Origin of the sequence: Acuticoccus sp. MNP-M23, from assembly GCF_031195445.1 — a bacterium.
Classification (GTDB): Bacteria; Pseudomonadota; Alphaproteobacteria; order Rhizobiales; family Amorphaceae; genus Acuticoccus.
On sequence record NZ_CP133480.1, the window covers coordinates 4,437,301 to 4,460,392 of the forward strand.

Consider the following 23,092-nt stretch of genomic DNA (forward strand, 5'->3'; position numbering starts at 1 on the left):
ACGGTATTTCGGTCTGTATACAATGGCTGGAGCGTGCGAACGTGACAACATCTTGCCAAGGCCCGGCACTGCGTCCATTCACCAGGGAGCCACAACGGGAGACCCCCATGCGCCTGTCCGGCGGAAAATCGATCTATGGCGCGACCCTTGGTATCCTGATGCTGGAGGCGCGTTTTCCCCGCATTGTCGGCGATATGGGCCACGCGGACACCTTCCCGTTTCCGGTGCAATACCGCCTGGTGGATGGCGCAAGTCCCGACCGAGTGGTCCGCCACGGGGCCGATGGCCTGCTCGGCCCGTTTGTCGATGCCGCGCGCGATCTCGTGCGCCATGGCTGCGACGGCATCACCACCAATTGCGGCTTCCTCTCGCTGTTCCAGACCGAGCTGGCGGCGGCGGTCAACGTCCCCGTCGCCACATCCTCGCTGATGCAGGTTGCCACGGTGAACCGGCTTCTCCCCGCCGGCAAACGCGCCGGGCTCCTCACCATTTCGGGATCGACGCTGACCGATGCGCATCTCGTCGCCGCCGGCGTGCCACCCGACACGCCAATCGCCACCACCGAGGGCGGCGCCGAATTCACCCGCGCCATTCTGGACGACGAGGAAACGCTCGATCCCGCGCTTGCGGAGGCCGACAACGTTTCGGCTGCGCTGATGTTGTGCACAGATGACAGCGTCGGCGCCATCGTCCTCGAATGCACCAACATGACGCCCTATGCCGCCGCCATTCGGGCCGCAACCGGGCGCCCGGTGTTCACCATGGTGGGGTTTGCAAGCTGGTTCCACAGCGCGCTGTCGCCCAGGCTGGATGGAGGGCGCTATGGCCTATGAGACCGAACGGCTGGTGGAATGGGGCGACTGCGACGCGGCAGGCATCGTGTTCTTCCCCAATTTCTACCGCTGGATTGACGGGCACTATCACCGCTTCACCAAGGCGTGCGCCTTCTATGACCAGCGCACCCTTTTGGCCGACCACGGCCTCCTCGGCACGCCGCTGCGCGATACAGGCTGCACGTTCCACGCGCCGGCCCGCTTTGGAGACGTGCTGACGATTGCCTCAAAGCTCACCAAGCTCGGCACCACCAGCCTCTCGCTCACCTACGTGTTCACCCGCAACGGCACACTGGTGGCAAAGGGCATGGAAACCCGCGTGATGGTGCGTGAAGTGGACGGCGTGATCGCGAAGGCACCCATCCCCGATGCGGTGCGCAGCCGCCTTGCGCCGCTGGTGGAGGCTGGCTGACGGTCAGCTCCCGGTAAACGCCGCCAGATAATGGCGCCAGTCTTCCGGCATCAGCGCGTGGTCTCCCGGCCGCAGATGCCACGCCAGCCCTCCCCGCGTCAGCGCCAGCGTTGTGGTGCGCGGCTCTGCAAAAACCGCAGGAGAAGGCGGAAACGCCACGCCCCAGGCGGGCGCAGCGGCACAGATCGCGGCATATTCGGCGGCAGGATCTGCCCAGGCATCTGCCGCTGCCGAGCCCACAATCACCTGCCGTGGTGCAACCGCTGCGATGAGGTGCTGCTGGTCCAGTCCCGCGCGGCGGACCCGGTCCGGGTCACCGGCCAGCCCCTCTGCCCCCCAGTGCGGATAGCGTGCGGCCATCGCGCCAAGGCTTTCCCCGCGCGAGATGGCGGCCATTGCCGTCCCGCCGCACCCGGCATTGTTGACGATGGCCGCCGAAATCCGGCTGTCGTTGGCGGCCGCCCAGAGGGCCGCCTTTCCAAGCCGCGAATGGCCCGCCACCGCAATGCGCACTGGATCCACCTGCGGCAGCATCAACGCCGCATCCACCAGCCGGGACAGGGACCAGGCCCACAGGCTGATTGCGCCGGGACGCGGCACGCCGGTGCCAAGAAGCGGCGCAAGCCCCCGGCTCTGCCACCTCTCGGCACAATCGGGCACAAAGGACCCGTAGGGCGCAAGGAGCAGCCCCACCCCGTGCGCCATGAAACGGGAGACCGGCCAACGCGCAGCGTGACGGCCGCGCATCCGCGGTGATGGCGCGCCGTTGACAAGGCCGAGCGCCGGGTCGGCATCCACAATCATCCGCGGGTCGATGGGAAAGGCCGATCCCATGAGAACGCCGGCCGGCCCCAGAAACGAAAGCCCGATCACCAAAGGCACCGGACGTGGCACATCCGGCAGCCAGAGTGCAGCATCCACCGCGTGGGCGCCTTTGGCCGTTTCTATCGTGATGGTCAGGCGGCGGCAGGGTTCCCCGTCCACCGGCGCCATGGCCACATGAACCTTTGACGGAGCAGCGGGCACAGGGCCGTAAAGGAGCCGGGCAAAGCCGTCCCGCCAGCGCGCCTGATCTGCGCAGAGCCCATGCGCGCTGATGGCGTCGGGCGGCTGCGGCGCCACCTGTCAGGCACCGGGACCGAGGCGCCGGGCGGCGCGCCAGAGAGTCCATTGCACGCCGAGGGGTCCCGGCATGCGGGGGGCGGCGGGGCGTTTCCGGGCAGCTGCCAGCGCAGGACGGGCGGTGAAGGCCGGGAGAAGCGCCGCACGCACCGCCGGGTCTGCCCCTTTCAAGGCGCCCCGGAATGCAGCATCCGCAGCCTCGCCATGGTCGACGATGGCGCGGACCGCCGCTGGCAGCGCATCCGGCACCGTTCCAGCTTCGATGTGGGCGGCAATGTTGGCCACCCCCGCCGCCTGCCACAGGGTTGCTGGAATGTGCGTGCGACCTGCGCCAAGCCGCTGCGCTTCACCGAGCGCTGCATCGGCCGCGGCCAGCGCAACACCGCCATGGCCGGCTGCCCCCGCTGCGGTGCGCGCTGCGGCAAAGCCCGCCTCCTCGCCGTGATGGGCGATGGCGTGGGCCATGGCGGCAAGCTGCAATGGCGCGGCGAACGCCTCGCCGGCGAAACCGTCGAACCCGTCAGTGTCCTCGAAAGGATCGGCGTAAAGATCGTGAATGCGGGCCTCGCTCATGGCGGCCAGCGTCTCGGCCGGCCAGCCGTAGCGGGCCATTCCGTCGCGCAGGGCCAGCACCAACGGGACCGGCGCACCCTCGCCGAAGCCCTCGTTGCGGATCGCATCGCGCCACCACTGGAGCCGCACCTCGGCGGCCAGCGGATCGCGCGCGCGGGCAACGATGCGCGCAAGCTCAAGCCGGTAGGCGGCCAGCGCATAAAGGGCCGGCCGGGCGCTTTCAGGGGCAAACAGCGTGGCGAGGTACTGGGTGCGATCGCCGGTGCGGACGTCGGCGGCAAAATCCATCAGACGACGATGAAGCCCGCAGCGACACGCCTCTCCTCGGCAATCATCACGTTGTACGTGCGCACGGCGGCACCGGTGTTCATCGTATCGAACCGGACGCCGGCCTTGCGCAGCGCCACCGCGGTGTCGTCCGCCAGCGGCAGCGGCATGGTGCCGACGCCTACCAGAAGCACGTCAATGTCGGCACACTCGGCAATCACCCGGGCAACGGCGTCCGGCGTGATCGCATCGGCCAGCACGGGATCCCACCCGTAGATGCCGGACGGGACGCACAGGAGCGAACCCTTGTGCGACATGTCCGCAAAGCGGAAACCGCCATTGCCGTAGGCATCAATCGGCGCGCGCCCCGGAAAGTGCGCGTCGCGGATCATCAGCCCCGCCATCAGGAGGCCGCCGGCTCCTCGGCCACAGCGTCGGCCGCAGCATCGCCGCCGCCGGTCCGGCCTGACCGCAGGTTCAGCGTGATCAGAAGCGGTGCGGCAATGAAGATGGACGAGAACGTCCCCACCACCACGCCCCAGATCATCGCGAACGTGAACGAGCGGATCACCTCGCCACCGAAGATGAACAGCGCAATCAGCGCCAGCACCGTGGTGATGGAGGTCATCAACGTGCGCGACAGCATCTGGTTGATCGACAGGTTGAGAAGTTCGGGCATCGACATCCGCTTGTAGCGCCGCAGATTCTCGCGAACCCGGTCGTACACCACCACAGTATCGTTGAGCGAATAGCCGACGATCGTCAGCACCGCCGCAATTGATGTGAGGTTGAAGTCAATCTGTGTCGCCGAATAAAGGCCGATGGTGAGGATCACGTCGTGCAACGTCGTGAGCACGGCGCCAACGGCAAAGTGCCACTCGAACCGCAGCCAGATGTACGCCATGATCGCAAACAGTGCGGCAACGACCGCAATGGCGCCGGCGCGGGCCAGTTCGCCCGAAACGCGCGGGCCCACCACCTCGACGCGGCGGAACTGCGCCACTTCGCCAAACATCTCGCGCAGGAGGATGACGACGCGCTGCTGCGCCTCTTCCCCGCCCGGCTGCTCGGCCACGCGGATCATCACGTCGGTCGGCTGCCCGAACTCCACAATCTGGACATCGCCGAAGTTGAGGCTGCCGATTTCGCTGCGCAGCTCGCCAATGTCCCGCGGCTCTTCGAAGCGCAGCTCGACCACGGACCCGCCGCGGAAGTCGATGCCGTAGTTCATGCCGAACGTGAGGAAGAGCGCAATGGATGCGATGCAAAGGACGAGTGACGTGGCGACGGCCGGCACGCGCCAGCGCATGAACGGAATGCTGGTGTCGCTGGGAAGCGAAATGAGCTTCATGGATTACACCGGGATCGCAGTCGGCCGCTTGCGGCGCACCCAGAGCGCCACGAGAAGCCGGGTGAACAGGAATGCGGTGAACACCGTGGTCAGGATGCCCAGCGCCAGCGTCACGGCGAAGCCGCGGATCGGGCCGGAGCCCAGCTGGAACAGGATCACCGCGGCAATCAGCGTGGTGACGTTGGCATCGAGGATGGTGTTGAACGCGCGGGCAAAGCCGGTGTCGATGGCGAGGATGGGGGTGCGTCCCGCCTTCCCCTCTTCGCGGATGCGCTCGTAGATGAGCACGTTCGCATCCACCGCCATGCCCATGGTGAGGACGATGCCGGCAATGCCCGGCAATGTAAGCGTGGCACCGAGAAGCGACAGGAGCCCCATCAGGAGGATGATATTGGTGACGAGCGCGATGTTGGCGAACACGCCGAACAGCCCGTAGACGAGGATCATCGACACGGCGACCAGAACCGCCGCGACAATGGCCGCCGTCTCGCCTGCCGCAATGGAGTCGGCACCAAGGCCGGGGCCGACGGTGCGCTCTTCCACCAGGGTCAGCCCGGCAGGCAGTGCACCGGCGCGCAGGAGGATCGAAAGGTCGTTGGCCGCCTGAACCGAGAAGCTGCCCGAAATCTGGCCCGACCCGCCGGTGATCGGCTCGCGGATGACCGGCGCCGAAATGATCTCGTCATCCAGCACAATGGCAAATGGCGTGCCGACGTTGCGGCTGGTCACTTCGCCGAAGCGGCGTGCGCCGGACGTCGTGAGGCGGAACGTCACCAGCGGCTCGTTGGTCTGCTGGTCGAAGCCCGGCTGTGCGTCGACGAGGTCTTCGCCGCTCAGAAGCGGGTTCTCGTCGACCACATAGGGCCGTGCCGGTTCGAATTCGTCGTCCTCGGAGGTGGTCAGGACCATCGTGCCGGCGGGCGGGCGCGTGCGCATGGCCTCTTCGCCGGAGATGGAGGTGTCCACCATGTGGAACGTCAGCTGTGCGGTGGTGCCGACGAGGCTCTTGAGCTGCTCGGGATCGCCGCCCGGTGCCTCGACCAGAATACGGTCTTCACCTTCGCGCTGGATCGAAGGCTCCGTGGTGCCCAGTTCGTCGATACGGCGGCGGACCACCTCGATGGACTGGTCGACGATGGAGCGAATCCGCTGGTTGAGCCCGTCCTCGGTAAACGACAGCCGCAGGGTCTCGTTGGAGCCTTCGGTCAGGCCGAACTCGTCGACCGAGGCTCCACCGAAGAGCGACTGGTTGAGCGGGTTGGTGAGCCCGGACAGCCGCTCGCGTGCTTCGGCAAACTGGGTCGCATCGCGGATGCGGACCTGCACCGCCCCGTCGACCACACCAAGACCGGTGTAGCCGATCCGCGGCTCGGCGCGCAGCGCGGTGCGGACCTCGGCCGTGACCGCGCGCAGGCGCTTGTCGATATAATCCTGCTTGTCGACTTGGTAGAGAAGGTAGGCACCGCCCTGCAGGTCGAGGCCCAGCACGATCTGCTGCTTGGGCAACCAGCCGGGCATGTCCGCAAGGACGCTGCGCGGCAACAGGTTGGGCAGCACCGCAAGGATGCCGACCACCACGGTGAGGACGATAAGGACAATCTGCCAGCGCGCGAAGTGGAGCATGGGATCAGTCGTTGGCGGCGGCAGGTTCGGGTTTGACGCGGACCTCGGTGATGGTCGAACGCACAACGCGAACCGGCTCGTTCTCGCCAAACTTCACTTCGATCTCCGCATCGTCGACCACCTTGGTGATCTTGCCGACGAGGCCACCGGCGGTCACGACAATGTCATTGCGCTTCACGCCGGCGACAAGCGCCTGGTGCGCCTTCATCCGCTGGCGCTGCGGGCGAATGATCAGGAAATACATGATCACGAAGATCAGGAGGAAGGGCGCAAGCGAAACGATGAAGTCTGCGCCGCCGCCGGCACCTCCGGTCTGCGCGTAGGCCTCGGTCACGAACATGGGTCAACCTTTGGAAAATGGGGAGCGTGGACTGGGTCACGTCGGCACCACGCCGTTCATCTGGGCACTTAACCCCTGCGTCGTTCGATTGCAACGCAGTGGGGTCCCGGCAAACCGGCAATCCCGGTTCCGTTTGCAGCGGCCCGGCGCCGTGCTAGGGGGCGAACCCGAGCCGGAACCCGATAATGACAAGCAAGAAACTCATCGCCCGCCTGGACACGCTCATTGCGCTTCTGGAACGCGCCGTCCCTCCCGCCCCGCCCGAGCCCGATTTTGCCGCAGCGGAGGCCTTCATGTGGCACGCTGCCGCGCACCATCTGGCCCCGGTCCCGAAGGTGAGCCGCGTCGACATCGGCCTCCTCAAGGGGATCGACGCCAACCGCGACCGGCTGATGGACAACACCGAGCGATTCGCCAAGGGCCTCCCCGCCAACAACGCGCTGCTCTGGGGCGCACGGGGGATGGGAAAGTCCTCGCTGGTAAAGGCGATCCATGCGGCCATCCCCGGCCTGAAGCTGGTGGAGATCCACCGCGAGGACATTTTCAGCCTGCCCGAGCTCATGGGCATCCTGCGGCCCGCTGCGCACCGATTCGTCATCCTGTGCGACGACCTCTCGTTCGACCCCGGCGAGACCTCCTACAAGTCGCTGAAGGCGGTGCTGGATGGCGGCGTTGAGGGGCGGCCGGACAACGTGATCTTCTACGCCACCTCCAACCGCCGCCACATCCTGTCGCGGGACATGGTGGAGAACGAGCGCGGCACCGCCATCAACCCCGGCGACGCAGTTGAGGAGAAGGTTTCGCTGTCGGACCGGTTCGGCCTGTGGCTTGGCTTCCACCGCTGCTCGCAGGACGAGTATCTGGCGATGGTGAACGGGTACGCAGAGGCCTTCGACCTGGGGATCGACGAGGGCGACCTCCGCCGCGATGCGCTGGAGTGGGCCACCACGCGCGGTTCGCGCTCCGGCCGTGTGGCCTGGCAGTTCGTGCAGGATCTTGCCGGCCGCAAGGGCATTCACACCGCCTGACGCGAAGCCTTCGACCAACAGGACACGAAAAAGCCCGGCCACCTCGAAGGTGGGCCGGGCTTTTCGTTGTGCCGTCCGCGTTGCGGGTGCGGCGCCGGGCGCTCAGGCGCCGGCCAGATGGGGCAGCGGATCGACGGGCTTGGATTTCTTGCGAAGCTCGAAGTGGAGCTGCGGCTGTTCCACAGAGCCGGACTTGCCGACGCTGGCGATGGACTGGCCCCGGCTCACCTTGTCGCCGCGGGATACTTTCAGCGTCTCGTTGTGGGCGTAGGCGGAAACCCAGTCGCCCTCATGCTGGACGAGAATGAGGTTGCCATAGCCCTCAAGCTCGTTGCCGGCGTAGATCACGGTGCCGTTTTCGGCGGCGTGGACGGGCGTGCCGGCGGGCACGGCAAGGTTGATGCCGTCATTGCGGGCACCGTCGGCCTGCTTGCCGAAGCCGGCGATGATGCGGCCGCGAACCGGCCAGCGGAAGCCGGAGTCTGCGGCCTCGGCGGCGACGGGTGCTGCCGCCGTCGGCGCGATGGATGCGGTCTGCACTGCGGCGGGGGCTGCCGGTGCAGCAGCAGCGGCCGCCGGTGCCTGCTGCACGGCCTGCGCCTGAAGCGTGTTCGGTGCCGGTGCCTCCGGCTGCGTCGGGGTGGCATCGGTCAGGGTGGGCGCCTGAAGGCTTGCAACCTGGGTTGCCCCCGGCCCGCTCTGTGCAAGGCTCGGTGCGGGAATGCGCAGGGTCTGGCCCAGCGTCACGGAAGCGGTCGGCGGAATGTTGTTGAGCTGCGCCAGCGCGGCGGGCTCCACGCGGTGCATCTGGGCAATGGAGCGCAGCGTCTCGCCATACTGGACCACATGGCGCCCGCCATCGGTCTGCTGGCTCACGGGGGCCGCCTGCGCACCGACCGCCGTGGTGGAACCCGCGAGGCCGGCGGTGTCGTAGGGGTTGTTGCCGAGCGGCGCGCGAACCGGAACGATGAGACGCATGCCGACCCGCACATCTTCCGGCCGGGCAACGCCGTTGGCCTCAAGCAGAACGGAAACCGGAACGCCGTAGCCCGTCGCAATGGTCTGCGCCGTGTCGGCAGCGCCAATTTCGACGATGGGTGCGTTTTCGAGCGTGTAGCCCTGCGCCTTCAGCCGCGCCGGGGTGCCGATCTGCGCGCCGGGCGTCAGCGCTGCGGGCGGAAGCTCCGCGCTTTCGATGGGGCTGAGGGGTGTCGGCTGCGCGTTGTTGCCGCCGAAGAGCGGCGTCCCGGCCAGGCGCATGTTCCCGTTGGAGCAACCGGCAACCAGTCCGGCCAACGCTCCCACCAGGACGAGGCGAGAGACCAGGGAATATCCGCTTGTTTTGTGCCGGCCGCGCATGACTAATACCCTTGTGCGTCGCAGGAGATCGAGGGTCATAAGGCGGCTGATTGCGTTGACGAAACTTTAACTCGAATAGGACAATTGGCCCTCCCTCCTCAGATGCCCGTCCGAAAATGGTCATCCTTCTGAGGGTGTTGCGTGCGTGTCACAGGCGGGGCGAGGTGCCCGGCAGCAACGGAACGAAACGCACGTCCGCCAACCGCTCGCCCTCCAGGAGGCCATCGGCCAGCGTACACTTCAGGAGTTCCTGCGGCCCGTCGCGCGGACCGACGGGAACCACGATGATACCGCCCTCCCCCAGCTGCTCCACCAGCGGCGCCGGCACCGCCTCCACCGCAGCGGTCACGATGATGCGGTCGTAAGGCGCCCCATCGGGCCAGCCCTCGTGCCCGTCGCCCACCACAAGCGCAACGTTGGCGATCTTCAGAACGCGGAACCGGTCGGCCGCAAGGTCGGACAGGAAGCGATAACGCTCCACGCTCACCACCTCGGCAGCGAGCCGGGCGAGAATCGCGGTCTGGTAGCCAGAGCCGGTACCGATCTCAAGCACCCGCATTTCAGGCGTGAGGCCCAGCGCCTCGGTCATCATCGCCACCACGGAGGGCTGCGAGATGGTCTGCCCGCATTCGATCGGCGCAGCACGGTCGGCGTAGGCGAGCGTCTTGTGGCGGGCATCGAGGAAGAGCGAGCGGGGCACGCTCTCCAGCGCAGCGAGCACCGCACGGCCCGCCACGTTCTGCCGGCGCAGGTGCATCGCAAGCTCGGCTCGCGCGACCTGCTCGGCGTTGTCCTCCATCAGGCCGCGATCCGGTCGAACCCTGTGTAGGGCACCAGAACGTCAGGCACGCGGATCGAGCCATCGGCGTCCTGATAATTTTCCATCACCGCAATCAGCGCACGGCCAACGGCAACGCCGGAGCCATTCAGCGTGTGCACGAAGCGGGGCGCAGCATCGGCTTGCGGCCGGTAGCGCGCATTCATCCGCCGCGCCTGAAAGTCACCGCAGACCGACACCGAGGAGATCTCCCGATAGGTATCTTGTCCGGGAAGCCAGACTTCGAGGTCGTAGGTGCGACGGGCGCCGAACCCGAGATCGCCGGTGGAGAGCGTCACGACGCGGTAGGCAAGGCCCAGCGCCTTCAGGACGGCTTCGGCGCAGGCGGTCATCCGCTCATGCTCGTCCAGCGCGGTTTCCGGCGTGGTGATCGAAACCATCTCGCACTTGCTGAACTGGTGCTGGCGGAGCATCCCGCGCGTGTCGCGCCCGGCCGAGCCGGCCTCCGAGCGGAAACACGGGGTGAGCGCCGTCACCCGCATGGGCAGCGCCGAGGCGTCGAGGATTTCCTCGCGCACCAGATTGGTGAGCGGCACCTCTGCGGTGGGTATCAGCCAGCGCCCGTCCGTGGTGCGAAACAGGTCTTCGGCAAATTTGGGCAGCTGGTTGGTGCCGAACACCGCCTCGTCGCGCACCAGAAGCGGCGGGCTGACCTCGGTGTAGCCATGCTCTCCCGTGTGAAGGTCGATCATGAACTGGCCGAGCGCTCGCTCCAGCCGCGCCAGCTTGCCGGTGAGGATGGTGAAGCGGGCGCCGGCAATGGCGGCGGCCTTGCCCACATCCATCAGCCCCAGCGCTTCGCCCAGCGCATCGTGCTCCTTCGGCGCGAAGTCGAACTTCGGCGGCTCGCCGACGCGGCGCAGCTCCACGTTGTCGCTCTCGTCCACCCCGTCCGGCACTTCGGCAAGCGGCGTGTTGGGGAAGCCTGCCAGCGCGGTCTCCAGTTTCTGGGATACGGCGCGTTCGGCCTCCTCCCCGCTCTGGATCTCAGCCTTCAGGTGGGCGACCTCGTCAATCAGCCGCTGGGCTTCCGCCTCGTCCTTTGTGGCCTTGGCCTTGCCGATGGCCTTGGACGCTGTGTTGCGGCGGGTCTGCGCATCCTGAAGTCTGGCGATGACGGCGCGGCGCTCATCGTCGAGCGCAATGAGACCGGCGGAGGCCGGGTCCATCTTGCGGCGGCGCAGCGCTTCGTCGAAGGCGGCAGGGTCGTCGCGCACGGCGCGAATATCGTACATCGGTCTCGCTCACTTCTGCTTGAGGCGGCGTAATACCGCCTCCTGCGTCCGGATGCGAGGGGTGAGGCGTCAGTCCGCCTCCGCCGCTGCCTTCTCCGCCTTGGCCCGCTGGCGCTCGATGTAGACGACGCACATGATCGAGATCTCGTACAAAAGCAGGGCCGGCAGCGCGAGGCCGATCTGGCTGATCGGGTCCGGCGGGGTCAGGACGGCCGCCAGAACGAATGCGATCACGATGGCGTACTTGCGCTTCTTGCGCAGGTCCGCCGCCGAAACGAGGCCCGCGCGGCCCAGCAGCGTGAGGATCACCGGCGTCTGGAACACGATGCCGAACGCGAAGATGAGGACCATGATGAGGCCCAGATATTCGCTGGTTCGCGGCAGGAGCTTGATGGCCGCCTGCCCGTCTCCGCCGGCCTGCTCCATGGACATGAAGAACGCCATCGCGAGCGGCATCACCATGAAGTAGACGAGGCACGCCCCCAGAACGAACAGGATCGGCGTTGCCACCAGAAACGGCAGGAACGCCCCGCGCTCGTTCTTGTAGAGCCCCGGCGCAACAAACATGTAGATCTGCGACGCCAGCACCGGAAACGCCAGAAACAGCGCGCCGAACAGGGCAAGCTTCAGCTGGGTGAAGAAATATTCCTGCGGGGCGGTGTAGATGAACTCGATGTCCGCCGTGGCGCCCGCCGCCCGCTCGTACGGCACGATCAAAATGTTGAAGATGTCGGCTGCGAAGTAGAAGCAGATCACGAAGGCCAGCGCGATCGCCAGCACCGACTTGATGAGGCGGGACCGCAGCTCGATCAGATGCTCGATCAGCGGTGCCTTCGAGGCCTCGATATCGTCCTGGCTCATCGGCCCTCGGCTCCGGCAGCGGCGCGCGGCTTGTCGGCCGCGCCATCGTCTGCAGGTGTGGTGTCGACAGGCGGAACGGCAACCGGCTCTGCGGCCGCTGCCATCTCGGCGGCGGCGGTGCTGGTCGGCGTTTCGCCGGTGGTGGCGGCATCCGGCTTCGCCGCCGTGGCGGGCTCGGCAGCGTCGCTGTCAGCCTTCGGCTTTGGCTTGGCGGCAGACTTGTCGTCCACCTTGCCGGAAAACGCCTTTTTCGTGTCGTCGAGCGTTTTGCGCAGATCCTTGGTGGGATCCATCTTGCCAATGTCGTTCTTCACCTCGTCGATGCCTGCCTGGCGCTCGGCCTCGCGCAGGGCATCGTTGAAGGTCGACTGGAACTCGCGCGCCGTGCGCCGCACCTGACCGAACGTCTTGCCGAACGCCCGCAACATGCCGGGCAGTTCCTTCGGGCCGACCACGATGATGGCAATCACCGCGACGACCATGATCTCGGTCCACGAAATATCGAACACCTGATTTTACCCGTCTTCGGTTCAGGCGTTGTGGCTTTTCTCGGCTTCCTTGGCATTCACGGTCGACGGCGGGGTGTGGTCGATCGTCTTCTGATCGTCCTCGTCCTCGGCCATGCCCTTCTTGAAGCTCTTGATGCCCTTTGCAACGTCACCCATCAGCTCGGAGATTTTCCCGCGCCCGAACAGGAGCACCAGGATCACACCGATGATGAGGATCTGCCAAACACTGATACCCATTGGTCTTTCCTCTCTTGGCCCCCTGCGGGGCCGCGCCTTGACCGCATTGCGGCGCGTGTTTCACATCCGGGCTGATTAAAAGCCCCATATTCTCCGTATAGCGAACTCGCGCCGGTCTTGCCTATGCCTATTGTTGCCTCGGCAAAATGATCGCCTGACGTAAATCAGGCACAACGCGCACTTTTTCACCATGCGGCATGGCGTAGGGGTCGGCGCGCAGCACCACTTCGGCCTCGCCGACATGGCCGGTGATTTCCACATGCGTGCCGAAAAAGCGCCGCCGCATGACCTGAACCTCGACGCCTGCGCCGCGCTCATGGGGAAACACTTGTAGCGCTTCGGGCCGGAAAGCAATCGTCAGCTTCTCTCCGTCGCGTTCGGGCGACACCGGGACGCGGCCGATGGCGGTTTCGATCATGCAGTTTTGCGCCCGGCCCGAGAACACGTTCACGTGAGAAAAGACCCGCGCGGCCTCCAGATCCACCGGCCAGCGCCAGATATCCTCCGGCGTTGCCACCTGCACGATCCGCCCCTCGCGCATCAGCGCGATGCGGCTGGCCATGGCCAGCGCCTCCTCCGGATCGTGGGTGACGATCACCGCAGTGGCTTCGCGGCTTTTCAGGTGCGACAGCGTGTCCTCGCGCACCGTGTCGCGGAGAGACCGGTCGAGCCCCGAAAAAGGCTCGTCGAACAGCACCACCTTCGGTGCCGGCAGAAGCGCCCGCGCAAGCGCCACCCGCTGTTGTTCGCCGCCTGAAAGCTGGTGTGGATAGGCGCGCTCATAGCCGGCCAGGCCAACGCTCTTCAGCGCTGCCGACGCCTCCGTCCGCGCCCCCTTGCCCCGCTTGCCGTAGCCCACATTATCGGCAATGCGCATGTGCGGAAACAGCGCCAGATCCTGAAAGACGAGGCCCAGGGGGCGGGTTTCGGCCGGCTCGAAGCGGTTGTCGTCCGCCACCACCGTACCCGAGACGCGGACCGTCCCGCTCGACTGGCGCGAAATGCCCGCCGCAATGCGCAGAAGGCTCGTCTTGCCGCAACCGGAGGGGCCGAGCAGGCACACGATCTCGCGCTGGCGCACGTCCAGCGTGATCCCGTGGAGGATCTTGTGGCCGCCGGCCTCGAACGTGATGCCCTCCAGAGAAAGCGGTGCGTCCGGCTGCGGTTTGTCAGCGGTCCTGATTGTCAGTCTCCCCGTCGCCGTCCTTCGCTGTGTCGCCGGTCCGGTCAAGTTCGCCGTCATCGTACAGCGGGGCTTCGTCATCCAGCGGGTCTTCGTCGGCGTCCAGCGCGTCATCGTCGCGGGGCTGCGGCATGGCAAAGTTGGAAGGGGGTGTCCCTTCGAGAAGGCCTGAGCCGCGCAGATCGTCGAGGCCCGGCAGGTCCGCGATGGATGCCAGCGTGAAATGGTTGAGAAATTCCGGCGTGGTGCCGAAAGTGACCGGGCGGCCCGGCACCCTGCGGCGCCCGCGCAAACGCACCCACCCGGTTTCCAGAAGGATGTCGAGGGTGCCCTTGGCCACCGCAACGCCTCGGATCTCCTCGATCTCGGCCCGTGTGACAGGCTGGTGGTAGGCGATGATGGCCAGGGTTTCGAGCGCGGCCTGGCTGAGGCGGCGTGTCGCCTCACGCTCGGCCGTCATCAGCGCGGCAAGATCAGGCGCGGTGCGGAACGCCCACCCGTCGGCCACCTCCACCAGATTGACGCCGCGGTTGGCGTAGACCGTCTGCAACTGCTTCAGGCGGGCCGCAACGTCGGTCTCTTCGGGCAGGCGCGAGGCGAGCGTCGCCTCCGACAGTGGAATGGACGCGGCAAACAGAACCGCCTCCAGCCGCCTGAGCGCCTCGCCTTCTGCCGGATCGCCTGCAAAAAGTGCAATGGCCTCAGCCATCCGGATTTCCCCTGATATAAAGCGGCGCGAAGGGTGCGGACTGGCGCACGCTGATCCGCCCCTCGCGCGCCATTTCCAGCGCGGCACCAAAGGCGCTGGCGGTCAGCGCGCGGCGGTCTTCGGAACGCGGCATCGCCGAAATCACCAGCGACAGCGGCATCCACTCCGACTGCGGGCCAATCAGCCGCTCCATGATCCGCCGCGCATCCACCAGCGAAAAAACGGGACGCTTTTCCATGGTCATGGTGCGCACGATTTCCTGCTGGCGGACGCTGCCATAGGCCGACAGGAGGTCAAACAGCGAGGCATTCCATACAGTCTCGGTCTGCACGGCGACGCGCTCCGGCATGCCGCGCGCAAAAATGTCCTCGCCGAGATGAGGCCGCTTCATCAGCCCCGCCGCGGCGATCCGCATGGCTTCCAGCCTTCGCAGGCGGAAGGCAAGGTCCTCGGCGAGCTCCTCGCCGGTCTCCGCGTCCTTGTCGTCGGCGGGGGCAATCAGGCGGCTCTTCAGCCAGGCAAGCCATGCCGCCATCACCAGAAAATCCGCCGCCAGCTCGATCCTGAGCGCCTTCGCACGCTCCACGAACGCCAGATATTGCTCGGCCAGCGGCAGGATCTGGATTTTCATGAGATCGATCTTCTCGTGCCGCGCAAGCGCCAGCAGCAGGTCGAGCGGCCCCTCGAAGCCGTTCACGTCGACGATCAGCTGTTCATCCGGCGTCTTGGCTTCGCGGGGGGCATCCTCGAACGGATCGACTTCGCTCATGCAGCAGCCCCCACCAGCGCCTCGAATTCGCGGCGAAGGGCAGCCACATCGTCTGCCGGGAGCGGGCGGCGGGCCTCGTCGACACGCACGACCCGGCGTGCGGCCTCGGCCGAGATCGGCGGCAGAGCGCTTGCAATGCGCTCCATCTCGTCCATCCGCCCGTTGCAATGGAGCACGCAGTCACACCCGGCCGAGAGCGCTGCCGCGGCATTGTCCGCAATGGAGCCGCCAAGGGCACCCATCGAGATGTCGTCGGTCATCAACAGGCCGTCGAAGCCGATATCCTCGCGGATGAGGCGGATCACGGATGGCGAGAGCGTGGCCGGGGCGGCCGGATCAAGCGCGGTGTAAAGAACGTGCGCGCTCATGGCCATCGGCAGGTGGGACAGGGCGCGGAACGGCGCGAAATCGGCCTGAAGCGCGGCCCGGTCGGCATCCACGCGCGGCAGCGCAACGTGGCTGTCGACACCGGCGCGGCCGTGACCTGGAATATGCTTCAGAACCGGCAGCGCGCCCGCGGCAAGGACGCCCTCGGCAGCGGCCCCGGCGAGCGCGGCGACAACGTCCGGCGCCGTGCCGTAGGCGCGATCGCCGATAATGTCATGGGCGCCGGGCACCGGCACGTCGGCCACCGGCAGGCACGGGGCATTGAGGCCGAGCGGCAGGAGATCGGCCGAAATGAGGCGACCGGCCAGCCACGCCGCGCGCAAGCCCGCCGCAGCGTCGCGCAGATATAGCGCGCCAATCACGGCACCCGCCGGGTAGCGCGGTGCCAGCGGCGGCCGGATCCGCTGCACCCGCCCGCCTTCCTGGTCGACGAACACGAGACCGGCACCGGACGCGGCAACAGCGTCCGCCACAAGCTGCGTCACCTGCGGGCCGGTTTCGATGTTGCGGGCAAACAGGATCAGCCCCAGCGGACGCACGCTGGAAAGATAGTCCGCTTCACGGGCCGTGAGGCGCGTGCCGGAGAGGCCGACGATGAGTGGCGCCATGCCGATCAGTTTCGCCCGATGAAGCAGTCCGCCCCGGCGGATTTCAGCCGCTGGCACAGGGCCGCCGCCTCCCCGCGCGAGTTAGCGGCAAGGCGAACGCGGAAGAAACGCCCGCGGCCCGGAAGGTCCGCCGCCATGATGATCGGCTGAACCGACCCGAGGATCGACGGGAAGCGGTTCTGGAGGTTGCGATAGGACGTCATCGCATCCGCTTCGGTACGCTGCGAGGACACCTGGACGCCCCATGGCGCGGACGGATCGGCCGCCGCGACAGCGGGCGCAGGGGCCGCGGGCGCTGCACTACGCTGGCTGGCAAGATCCACCGGGCCGCCAGTGGTGCTGGCAGACGCTGTGCGGCTGCGCACTGGTGGGGTCGGCCGCGGCGCGGGGATGACACTTTCCCCCTGCCCGGCGGGCGCAAGCGTTTCGGTCTCTTCCGGCAGGGCCTGGTCCGCGAACGGCTCTTCCTCGTCGGTGGGTGCATCGCTGAACCCGGTCGTGGTGCCCGTGGCCGGGTCTGCTGACGCAACGTCGACCGATGCGTCGCCTGCCGGGGTTGCGGCATCAACGCTTTCAGGGGCGCTGGCCTCATCTGCGGCCGACCAGGCTGGCGGCGCATCCGCATCACCGCCGCGCACGATGGTGCCGTCGGGTCGCACGGTCACGGTGCGCACGCGACGCGACAGGATGTCGGCAGCCTCATCGTCCTGAGGGAGGGGTTCGGCATCGGTCTCAAAGCCGCCAATCTCCACCCGGTCAGGCATGACGAGGCTGTCGCTGTCGCCGATTTCGGCACGCTCGGCAATGTCGGGCTCGGGCTCGGGGGAATTGTCTTCGGCGGGGCGCACCTTCACGTCCACCGCGTCGGCGCGGATGATCGGCGGTTCGCCGCTGGTGGCGCTGCCGTCACCGCTGAACAGGTTGATGCCGATGAACACGGCACCCGACAAGACGGCGAGCGCTCCGATGGCGGCGGCAATGCCGGCAAAGCGGAAGCGCCGGCGGGGGCCGCGGTCGGCCTCACGCACCAGAGAGGGCGGCAGCGCATCGTCAATCTCGCCATCGTAGTCGGCAAACTCGTGATCATCGCTGTCGGCGTCGATGTCGGCCAGAAGGTCGGCGCTGTCCACGTCCTGATCTTCGCCCGGCGCCGGGGCGCGGTAGTTCTGGAAGAAGATGCTGGAGAGCGGATTGTCGAGATCGGGTGCGGCGGCGACCTTGTGCTCGTCCGCATCGCTCCGCCGGTCGAAGCGGAACGTGGGGATGGGCTTGGACCGGCCTGCCCCGGACACGGGGCGCACGGGGGCCTCCATCTGGGGCATGGTCGCGCCGGCCCTGGATGAGAACGGATCGGGGCCGGGGTCCGGCTCCGCGGCGTCTTCCAGCGCCACATGGCGGGGTTTGGGTGCGGGCACAGGCTCCAGCGTCTCGTTCAATGTCGGCGCGGTTTTCTCCAGTTCGGGCGGCGCAGTGGCGGCATTGCCAGCGGCCGAGCTTGCGATGATGGCACCAATGGCATTGTCCAGTTCCCAGTCCAGCGCATCGACAGGCTCTTCGTTGCCAACGGGCTGCACCGGATCAGAATCGGCCTCGTCGTCCACCTCGGCGGCATCGGCCAGGCTGTCCGGCGCCGGGTGCACATTTTCGACGGCGGGCATCGGCTTCGACCATTCGGTCTGGCGGCGCGGCCTCGATTCGGGCGCCGTGTCCGGTGCTGCAGCGTGTGGCGGCTGAAACGGGGTATCGTCTGGTTCGGGCGCTGGCGCGCTGCGGGCCGGGGCCTCCGGCGCCGGGCGGGAAAGCTCGGCATTCAGGCGGGCCTGGAACGCCTCGCGCCGGCCGGTTGCTGCTGGCGCCCGGCTGAAGGCAACATCGTCCGCCGTACGTTCGACCGGCTGCCCCTCCGGCGCACCATTGCGCGGCGCAGGATCCTGATAAGGCTCAACGTCTGGCGGTCCGGCCTCGGCCTCTTCCGCAGAGGGAATTGCGGGCGCAGGTACACGTCGCTCCGAACGGCGTTCGGACCATCCGACCGGCTCGCTGTCCACGAACTGGTCCAACTCATCAAAGATGTCTGCAGCCGAATTCTGACGCCCTCCACCGAGAGGACGCTCGTTTTTAAAGGATCCGGGCCGCGTTGGACCATTCATGGGTCGCCCGCCACTCAACTCTCGCACCCCCAGTCGCGCGACACACCCTGTCGCTTGGTTTCGGGGAAGCGGCTACCGCATTTCGTCCGGTGCCGTGACACCGAGCGTTCGAAGACCCTCTGCAATCACCGCTCTCACTGCCTCGACAAGAGCAAGACGACTGCGCGTGGACTCTCGATCATCCGCCTTAACAAATCGTAGAGTTCGATCATCCTTGCCCCTGTTCCATTGCATATGCAAGGCCGAGGCAAGGTCGTGCAATGCAAAGGCGAGCCGGTGCGGCTCCGCATGATCGGCAGCATTCACGACCGTTTGCGGCCAACCCGCCAGTTGCACGACAAGCCCACGCTCGCCACTGTCCGTGAGTGCATCCAAGGATACCTGGTCCAACCCGTCAAGTATGTCCGGACCGAATTCCTCAACAGCCTGACGTTGGGCCGAGCGGCAACGTGCGTGGGCATACTGAACGTAGAACACGGGATTTTCCCGGCTCTTCTCCGTCACCTTCTGGAAATCGAATTCCAGCGGTGCGTCCGCCTTGCGGAAGAGCATCATGAAGCGGACCGCGTCGGCACCGACCTCGTCCACAACTTCGCGCAGGGTGACGAAGTTCCCCGAGCGCTTGCTCATCTTCACCGGCTCGCCGCCCCGTGTCAGCTTGACCAGCTGGCACATGAAGCAGTCGAGCGGGACTTTCCCGCCAGACAGCGCCTTCACGGCGGCCGTCATCCGCTTCACATAGCCGCCATGGTCGGCGCCGAGCACATCCACAAGATGCTCGTAGCCGCGCGAGAGCTTGTCATCGTGATAGGCGATGTCGGACGCGAAATAGGTATAGCTGCCATCAGACTTCATCAACGCACGGTCGATGTCGTCGCCGAACGCGGAAGAGCGGAACAGCGTCTGCTCGCGATCCTCCCAGTCCTCCGACTGGCCCTTCGGCGGCGGCAGCGTCCCCTCGTAGACGAGGTCTTCGTTCCGCAGCCGCGCCACCATTGCGGCGACCTTGTCCAGAGGCTGCTGCAACGTGCGCTCGGAGAAGAACGTGTCGTGGACAATGTTGAGCGCGCCGAGATCATCGCGGATCATCGCCATCATGCCGTCGATCGACCGGTCCCGGACGAGCGGCAGCCATTCGGCCTCGTCCATGGCCTTGAGGCTCTCGCCGAACTCGGCTTTCAGACCCTCGCCGATGGGAACGAGATAGTCGCCGGGATAAAGCCCCTCGGGGATGGTGATCGTCTCGCCGAGCGCTTCGAGATAGCGCAGGTAGGCCGAGCGGGCGAGGACATCCACCTGCGCCCCGGCGTCGTTGATGTAATATTCGCGCGTCACCTCGTGGCCGCGCACCTCCAGAATGGAGGCGAGCACGTCGCCCACCACCGCACCGCGGGCGTGACCCACGTGCATGGGGCCGGTGGGGTTGGCCGACACATATTCCACGTTCACCCGCCGCGGCGTGTCCGTGCGCGCAAGCGCCGTGTAGGCCGCACCGTCCTGCGCGGCGCGGACCACCGCCGATGCCGCATCCGCCGTAATGGTGAGGTTGATGAACCCGGGGCCCGCCACGCTGACCTTCTCGATCAAAGGATCAGCCTCAAGGCGTGCGGCAATCATTTCCGCCAGCTCGCGCGGCTTGCGCCCGGCAGACTTGGCCAGAACCATGGCGACGTTGGTGGCAAAGTCCCCGTGGGTCGGATCACGCGGCGTCTCGACCGCAACGCGCGCCAGGCCCTCGGAGAGGCCCTCGGCCTCGGCGATGGCGATGATGCGTGTCCTGAGCGTATCGATAAGGTGCATGAAGTGGTCCGGCGGTTGGCGATCAAAGTGCGCTCGCATAGCGCGTTCGCCTGCCAAGCGCGAGGGGCATGTGCTGCACGCCCGCCATGCGGGCTGCGCGCGGCAGGCCGTGCCGATCCCGCCGTGCGCCTTGCGAACGCCCTACCCGACCGAACGCCATTCCTTCAACTGCGGGGTGTTGCCCACCAGGCGGCTGTGTTCGCCAAGGGCAAAGCGGTCGGTCATCCCGGCAATGTAGTCGCACGTGCGGCGCAGGCGCCTTGGTGCTTCGTCGGCCGGATCGCGCCAGCTATCGGGCAGCAACGCAGGATCGTTCGCAAACACCTCGAACAGGTCCGCCACAACCTGCCCGGCCTTGTCGCGGGCCTGCAGGACGTCCACGTCCGCATAAAGTTCGCGGTGAAGGGTTCGCTTCAATGCCTTTTCCGCGGCGGCCATCTCGCCGGAAAACGCCACCATCGGACCGGGCTGCGCGGCAACGTCGTCAGCGCTCGCGACCCCGGCGCCGGCAATGCGGCGGATGGTTTCGGCAATGGCATCCTCGATCATGCGGGTCAGAAGACGGCGGGCCAGCTCATGGGTCTGGCGGATCGGCTCCAGCCCCGGCGCTTCCGCCTCCACCTCGGCCACAATATCGGCAATGAGGTCCACCTCGCGCAGCGCGTCCAGCGACAGGATGCCGGAGCGCAGGCCATCGTCGATATCGTGGCTGTCATAGGCGATATCGTCCGACAGGGCCGCAATCTGCGCCTCAAGCCCTGCCTGATCGACCAGGTTGAGGTCCGCCAGTTCGGGATCGCCGTAAAAGGGGCTGGTGCGGTCGTCGCCGGGCGGCCCGTTGTGCTTCACCAGACCCTCCAGCATCTCGTAGGTCAGGTTCAGGCCATCGAAATGGGCGTAGCGGCGTTCAAGCCGCGTCACGATCCGATAGGCCTGGACATTGTGATCGAAGCCGCCGTGGTCCGCCATCATCCGCGCCAGAACGCGTTCGCCCTCGTGGCCGAACGGCGTGTGGCCAAAGTCGTGCGCCAAAGCCAGCGCCTCGGCCAGATCCTCGTCCAGCGACAGGACGCGTGCGATGGAGCCGGCAATCTGTGCCACCTCAAGGCTGTGGGTCAGGCGGGAGCGGAAATGGTCCCCGTCGGTGGTGATGAACACCTGCGTCTTGTGGGTCAGCCGGCGGAAGGCGGAGGAATGGACGATCCGGTCGCGGTCCCGCTGGAAGGGCGTGCGGGTGGCGGACACCGGCTCGGCAATGCGGCGCCCTCGCGAGCGCGCAGGGTCGGTGGCGAACGGGGCAAGAAGCCGCGGCGACGGTCGCACGTTCTGCACGGAAAGACTCCAGACTCCGGTAGCGAATCGGCATTAGGTGGCGCGGCAACGATCCGCCCTATATGAAGGCGTGTAAATCCTTTGCCACTGTGGAGCATGTCATGGCCGAAACCACATTCGAGGTCACGTCCCGCGCATTCGCCCGCGTCTCCAAGATCCTGTCCGCCGAGGAAGCGTCCGCCCTTCGCGTTTCGGTGGAAGGTGGCGGCTGCTCGGGCTTCCAGTACAAGTACGATCTTGTGGAAGGTCCGGCGTCCGACGATCTCGTCCTTGAGGGCGGAACCGCCACCGTTGTTGTGGACCCGGTCTCCCTCCCCTTCCTCGCCGGAGCACAGCTTGATTATGTGGACGACCTGATGGGCCAGTCCTTTCAGATCAAGAACCCCAACGCCCAGTCGTCCTGCGGCTGCGGCACCTCCTTCTCACTGCTCTGAGGTTTTCGTGCGGATCGCCACCTGGAATATCAACGGCGTCAAGGCGCGGATCGACAGCCTGACCCGCTGGCTTGAGGAGAGCGCGCCGGACATTGCGTGCCTGCAGGAGATCAAGTCCCAGGACGAGACCTTTCCGGCCGAAGCCATCGAGCGGCTCGGCTACAACATTGCCACGCATGGGCAAAAGGGCTTCAACGGCGTCGCGCTTTTGTCCAAGCGGCCGCTGGAAGACGTGATGCGCCGCCTGCCGGGCGACGATGCAGACGAGCATTCGCGTTATATCGAGGCCACGGTCTCCACCGATACCGGTGCCGTGCGCGTGGCCAGCATCTACCTGCCCAACGGCAACCCGATCGACACCGAAAAATACCCCTACAAGCTTGCGTGGATGGACCGTCTCCTCATCCACGCCGAGGGGTTGCTCGCCACCGATACGCCCATCGTGCTGGCCGGCGACTACAACGTGATCCCGCTGCCGGACGACGCCCGCCACCCGGACCGTTGGACCGACGATGCACTGTTCCAGCCGGAAAGCCGCGCCAAACACCGCGCTCTGGTGAACCTTGGCTACACCGACGCCCAGCGCGCCGTGGACAATTCGGACGGGATCTACACCTTCTGGGACTATCAGGCCGGGGCGTGGCAGAAGAACAACGGCATCCGCATCGACCACCTGATGCTCTCGCCCCAGGCCGCCGACAGGCTGACGGGTGTCACGGTGGAGAAGCAAACGCGCGGCTGGACCAAGCCGTCGGACCATGTGCCGGTGGTCGCAACGCTCGACCTTTAGCGGCCTGTGGCAGCCCGCCCCTTTTTTGCCCGCCAAACGCAAACGGGCCGCACGAGCGGCCCGCTGAAACGGAAAAGGGCCGCTTGCGCGGCCCTCCGTGGAATGTTCGCGGACGGATTAAGTCCGGCGTAACACCCGATCTGTCAGCAAGATTCCAGAGGTTGCCCCAGAGTCCGCCGATTCGATCCAGACGTCGCCGTCCGCATAAGAATCCCACTCGACATTGGATCACCTCCTTTCGATGCGTTGAACACAGCACCAAGATTGCCATGATTCGCGCGAACTTCAAGCCAATTGCGTCCGCAGGTCACACCGCCGCACAAGCCTGCTGCCGCATGGCCA

The 23,092-nt window shown here is 66.6% G+C and carries 24 protein-coding genes; 5 read left to right on the forward strand and 19 right to left on the reverse strand.

Going from position 1 to position 23,092, the window contains the following annotated elements:
• Window positions 1-107: 107 nt before the first annotated feature.
• Window positions 108-833 (forward strand): aspartate/glutamate racemase family protein, encoded by a 726-nt coding sequence (locus RDV64_RS20430; protein ID WP_309196804.1) that lies wholly within the window; start codon window positions 108-110, stop codon window positions 831-833.
• Window positions 823-1,245, forward strand: coding sequence for a thioesterase family protein (locus RDV64_RS20435; protein ID WP_309196805.1), 423 nt, complete (start codon window positions 823-825; stop codon window positions 1,243-1,245). The genes RDV64_RS20430 and RDV64_RS20435 overlap by 11 nt, the downstream gene beginning before the upstream one ends.
• 3 nt (window positions 1,246-1,248) lie before the next feature.
• On the opposite strand, the gene RDV64_RS20440 is transcribed toward RDV64_RS20435, so the two are convergent.
• The 6 genes from RDV64_RS20440 to yajC are packed head-to-tail and all read right to left on the reverse strand — an operon-like array spanning window position 1,249 to window position 6,521.
• Window positions 1,249-2,367, reverse strand: coding sequence for a hypothetical protein (locus RDV64_RS20440; RefSeq protein WP_309196807.1), 1,119 nt, complete (start codon window positions 2,365-2,367; stop codon window positions 1,249-1,251).
• Between the two features lie 3 nt (window positions 2,368-2,370).
• Window positions 2,371-3,228: a squalene/phytoene synthase family protein gene (locus tag RDV64_RS20445; RefSeq protein WP_309196808.1), complete on the reverse strand. Its 858-nt coding sequence runs from the start codon at window positions 3,226-3,228 to the stop codon at window positions 2,371-2,373.
• Entirely contained in the window at window positions 3,228-3,614 is a 387-nt protein-coding gene (locus RDV64_RS20450) for an MTH938/NDUFAF3 family protein (protein ID WP_309199558.1), read from the reverse strand. The genes RDV64_RS20445 and RDV64_RS20450 overlap by 1 nt, the downstream gene beginning before the upstream one ends.
• Window positions 3,611-4,558, reverse strand: a complete 948-nt coding sequence (secF, locus tag RDV64_RS20455; protein ID WP_309196809.1) for a protein translocase subunit SecF — start codon at window positions 4,556-4,558, stop codon at window positions 3,611-3,613. Before secF ends, RDV64_RS20450 begins: the two co-directional genes overlap by 4 nt.
• A gap of 3 nt (window positions 4,559-4,561) precedes the next feature.
• Window positions 4,562-6,181: a protein translocase subunit SecD gene (secD, locus tag RDV64_RS20460; RefSeq protein ID WP_309196810.1), complete on the reverse strand. Its 1,620-nt coding sequence runs from the start codon at window positions 6,179-6,181 to the stop codon at window positions 4,562-4,564.
• Window positions 6,182-6,185: 4 nt separating this feature from the next.
• Window positions 6,186-6,521 (reverse strand): preprotein translocase subunit YajC, encoded by a 336-nt coding sequence (gene yajC / locus RDV64_RS20465; protein ID WP_309196811.1) that lies wholly within the window; start codon window positions 6,519-6,521, stop codon window positions 6,186-6,188.
• A 185-nt stretch (window positions 6,522-6,706) separates the two neighbouring features.
• On the opposite strand from yajC, the gene RDV64_RS20470 reads away from it, so the two are divergent.
• On the forward strand, window positions 6,707-7,549 hold the full coding sequence (locus RDV64_RS20470) for an ATP-binding protein (protein ID WP_309196812.1): 843 nt from the start codon (window positions 6,707-6,709) through the stop codon (window positions 7,547-7,549).
• Window positions 7,550-7,651: 102 nt separating this feature from the next.
• On the opposite strand, the gene RDV64_RS20475 is transcribed toward RDV64_RS20470, so the two are convergent.
• The 13 genes from RDV64_RS20475 to RDV64_RS20535 all read right to left on the reverse strand — a co-directional run bounded on the left by RDV64_RS20475 (window position 7,652) and on the right by RDV64_RS20535 (window position 21,526).
• Entirely contained in the window at window positions 7,652-8,809 is a 1,158-nt protein-coding gene (locus tag RDV64_RS20475) for a peptidoglycan DD-metalloendopeptidase family protein (RefSeq protein WP_309196813.1), read from the reverse strand.
• 247 nt (window positions 8,810-9,056) lie between these two features.
• Window positions 9,057-9,707 carry a protein-L-isoaspartate(D-aspartate) O-methyltransferase gene (locus RDV64_RS20480; protein WP_309196814.1) on the reverse strand — a complete coding sequence of 217 codons (651 nt, stop codon included), beginning with the start codon at window positions 9,705-9,707 and terminating at the stop codon, window positions 9,057-9,059.
• Entirely contained in the window at window positions 9,707-10,981 is a 1,275-nt protein-coding gene (serS, locus tag RDV64_RS20485) for a serine--tRNA ligase (protein ID WP_309196815.1), read from the reverse strand. Before serS ends, RDV64_RS20480 begins: the two co-directional genes overlap by 1 nt.
• Window positions 10,982-11,050: 69 nt before the next feature.
• Window positions 11,051-11,842, reverse strand: coding sequence for a twin-arginine translocase subunit TatC (tatC, locus tag RDV64_RS20490; protein ID WP_309196816.1), 792 nt, complete (start codon window positions 11,840-11,842; stop codon window positions 11,051-11,053).
• Window positions 11,839-12,351 (reverse strand): Sec-independent protein translocase protein TatB, encoded by a 513-nt coding sequence (gene tatB / locus RDV64_RS20495; RefSeq protein ID WP_309196817.1) that lies wholly within the window; start codon window positions 12,349-12,351, stop codon window positions 11,839-11,841. Before tatB ends, tatC begins: the two co-directional genes overlap by 4 nt.
• 21 nt (window positions 12,352-12,372) lie before the next feature.
• Window positions 12,373-12,588 (reverse strand): twin-arginine translocase TatA/TatE family subunit, encoded by a 216-nt coding sequence (locus RDV64_RS20500; RefSeq protein WP_309196818.1) that lies wholly within the window; start codon window positions 12,586-12,588, stop codon window positions 12,373-12,375.
• Between the two features lie 127 nt (window positions 12,589-12,715).
• Complete coding sequence (locus RDV64_RS20505; RefSeq protein WP_309196819.1) at window positions 12,716-13,831, reverse strand: ABC transporter ATP-binding protein; 1,116 nt, start codon at window positions 13,829-13,831, stop codon at window positions 12,716-12,718.
• Window positions 13,758-14,480 carry an SMC-Scp complex subunit ScpB gene (scpB, locus tag RDV64_RS20510; protein ID WP_309196820.1) on the reverse strand — a complete coding sequence of 241 codons (723 nt, stop codon included), beginning with the start codon at window positions 14,478-14,480 and terminating at the stop codon, window positions 13,758-13,760. Before scpB ends, RDV64_RS20505 begins: the two co-directional genes overlap by 74 nt.
• A complete protein-coding gene (locus RDV64_RS20515) occupies window positions 14,473-15,249 on the reverse strand; it encodes a ScpA family protein (protein ID WP_309196821.1) in 777 nt (258 codons plus the stop codon). The genes scpB and RDV64_RS20515 overlap by 8 nt, the downstream gene beginning before the upstream one ends.
• Window positions 15,246-16,244, reverse strand: coding sequence for a beta-N-acetylhexosaminidase (gene nagZ / locus RDV64_RS20520; RefSeq protein WP_309196822.1), 999 nt, complete (start codon window positions 16,242-16,244; stop codon window positions 15,246-15,248). The genes RDV64_RS20515 and nagZ overlap by 4 nt, the downstream gene beginning before the upstream one ends.
• A 5-nt stretch (window positions 16,245-16,249) precedes the next feature.
• Window positions 16,250-18,292 (reverse strand): SPOR domain-containing protein, encoded by a 2,043-nt coding sequence (locus RDV64_RS20525; RefSeq protein WP_309196823.1) that lies wholly within the window; start codon window positions 18,290-18,292, stop codon window positions 16,250-16,252.
• A 174-nt stretch (window positions 18,293-18,466) separates the two neighbouring features.
• Window positions 18,467-20,194: an arginine--tRNA ligase gene (gene argS / locus RDV64_RS20530; RefSeq protein WP_309196824.1), complete on the reverse strand. Its 1,728-nt coding sequence runs from the start codon at window positions 20,192-20,194 to the stop codon at window positions 18,467-18,469.
• A gap of 141 nt (window positions 20,195-20,335) precedes the next feature.
• Complete coding sequence (locus tag RDV64_RS20535) at window positions 20,336-21,526, reverse strand: deoxyguanosinetriphosphate triphosphohydrolase (protein ID WP_309196825.1); 1,191 nt, start codon at window positions 21,524-21,526, stop codon at window positions 20,336-20,338.
• A gap of 101 nt (window positions 21,527-21,627) precedes the next feature.
• Here RDV64_RS20535 and RDV64_RS20540 point away from each other — a divergent pair, with 101 nt between their 5' ends.
• Together RDV64_RS20540 and xth are read left to right on the forward strand one after the other, a co-directional pair.
• Window positions 21,628-21,960, forward strand: coding sequence for an iron-sulfur cluster assembly accessory protein (locus RDV64_RS20540; protein WP_309196826.1), 333 nt, complete (start codon window positions 21,628-21,630; stop codon window positions 21,958-21,960).
• Between the two features lie 7 nt (window positions 21,961-21,967).
• The gene (xth, locus tag RDV64_RS20545) at window positions 21,968-22,750 is read left to right on the forward strand and encodes an exodeoxyribonuclease III (protein WP_309196827.1); all 783 of its coding nucleotides are present in this window, start codon (window positions 21,968-21,970) and stop codon (window positions 22,748-22,750) included.
• The last annotated feature ends 342 nt before the right edge of the window (window positions 22,751-23,092 follow it).

Coding starts and splice junctions, on each gene's coding strand:
- RDV64_RS20430 (WP_309196804.1), top strand. CDS start 108: ATGCGCCTGTCCGGCGGAAAATCGATCTATGGCGCGACCCTTGGTATC.
- RDV64_RS20435 (WP_309196805.1), top strand. CDS start 823: ATGGCCTATGAGACCGAACGGCTGGTGGAATGGGGCGACTGCGACGCG.
- RDV64_RS20445 (WP_309196808.1), bottom strand. CDS start 3,228: ATGGATTTTGCCGCCGACGTCCGCACCGGCGATCGCACCCAGTACCTC.
- secF (WP_309196809.1), bottom strand. CDS start 4,558: ATGAAGCTCATTTCGCTTCCCAGCGACACCAGCATTCCGTTCATGCGC.
- secD (WP_309196810.1), bottom strand. CDS start 6,181: ATGCTCCACTTCGCGCGCTGGCAGATTGTCCTTATCGTCCTCACCGTG.
- yajC (WP_309196811.1), bottom strand. CDS start 6,521: ATGTTCGTGACCGAGGCCTACGCGCAGACCGGAGGTGCCGGCGGCGGC.
- RDV64_RS20470 (WP_309196812.1), top strand. CDS start 6,707: ATGACAAGCAAGAAACTCATCGCCCGCCTGGACACGCTCATTGCGCTT.
- RDV64_RS20475 (WP_309196813.1), bottom strand. CDS start 8,809: ATGCGCCTGGCCGGGACGCCGCTCTTCGGCGGCAACAACGCGCAGCCG.
- RDV64_RS20480 (WP_309196814.1), bottom strand. CDS start 9,707: ATGGAGGACAACGCCGAGCAGGTCGCGCGAGCCGAGCTTGCGATGCAC.
- serS (WP_309196815.1), bottom strand. CDS start 10,981: ATGTACGATATTCGCGCCGTGCGCGACGACCCTGCCGCCTTCGACGAA.
- tatC (WP_309196816.1), bottom strand. CDS start 11,842: ATGAGCCAGGACGATATCGAGGCCTCGAAGGCACCGCTGATCGAGCAT.
- RDV64_RS20500 (WP_309196818.1), bottom strand. CDS start 12,588: ATGGGTATCAGTGTTTGGCAGATCCTCATCATCGGTGTGATCCTGGTG.
- RDV64_RS20505 (WP_309196819.1), bottom strand. CDS start 13,831: ATGACGGCGAACTTGACCGGACCGGCGACACAGCGAAGGACGGCGACG.
- scpB (WP_309196820.1), bottom strand. CDS start 14,480: ATGGCTGAGGCCATTGCACTTTTTGCAGGCGATCCGGCAGAAGGCGAG.
- RDV64_RS20515 (WP_309196821.1), bottom strand. CDS start 15,249: ATGAGCGAAGTCGATCCGTTCGAGGATGCCCCCCGCGAAGCCAAGACG.
- nagZ (WP_309196822.1), bottom strand. CDS start 16,244: ATGGCGCCACTCATCGTCGGCCTCTCCGGCACGCGCCTCACGGCCCGT.
- argS (WP_309196824.1), bottom strand. CDS start 20,194: ATGCACCTTATCGATACGCTCAGGACACGCATCATCGCCATCGCCGAG.
- RDV64_RS20540 (WP_309196826.1), top strand. CDS start 21,628: ATGGCCGAAACCACATTCGAGGTCACGTCCCGCGCATTCGCCCGCGTC.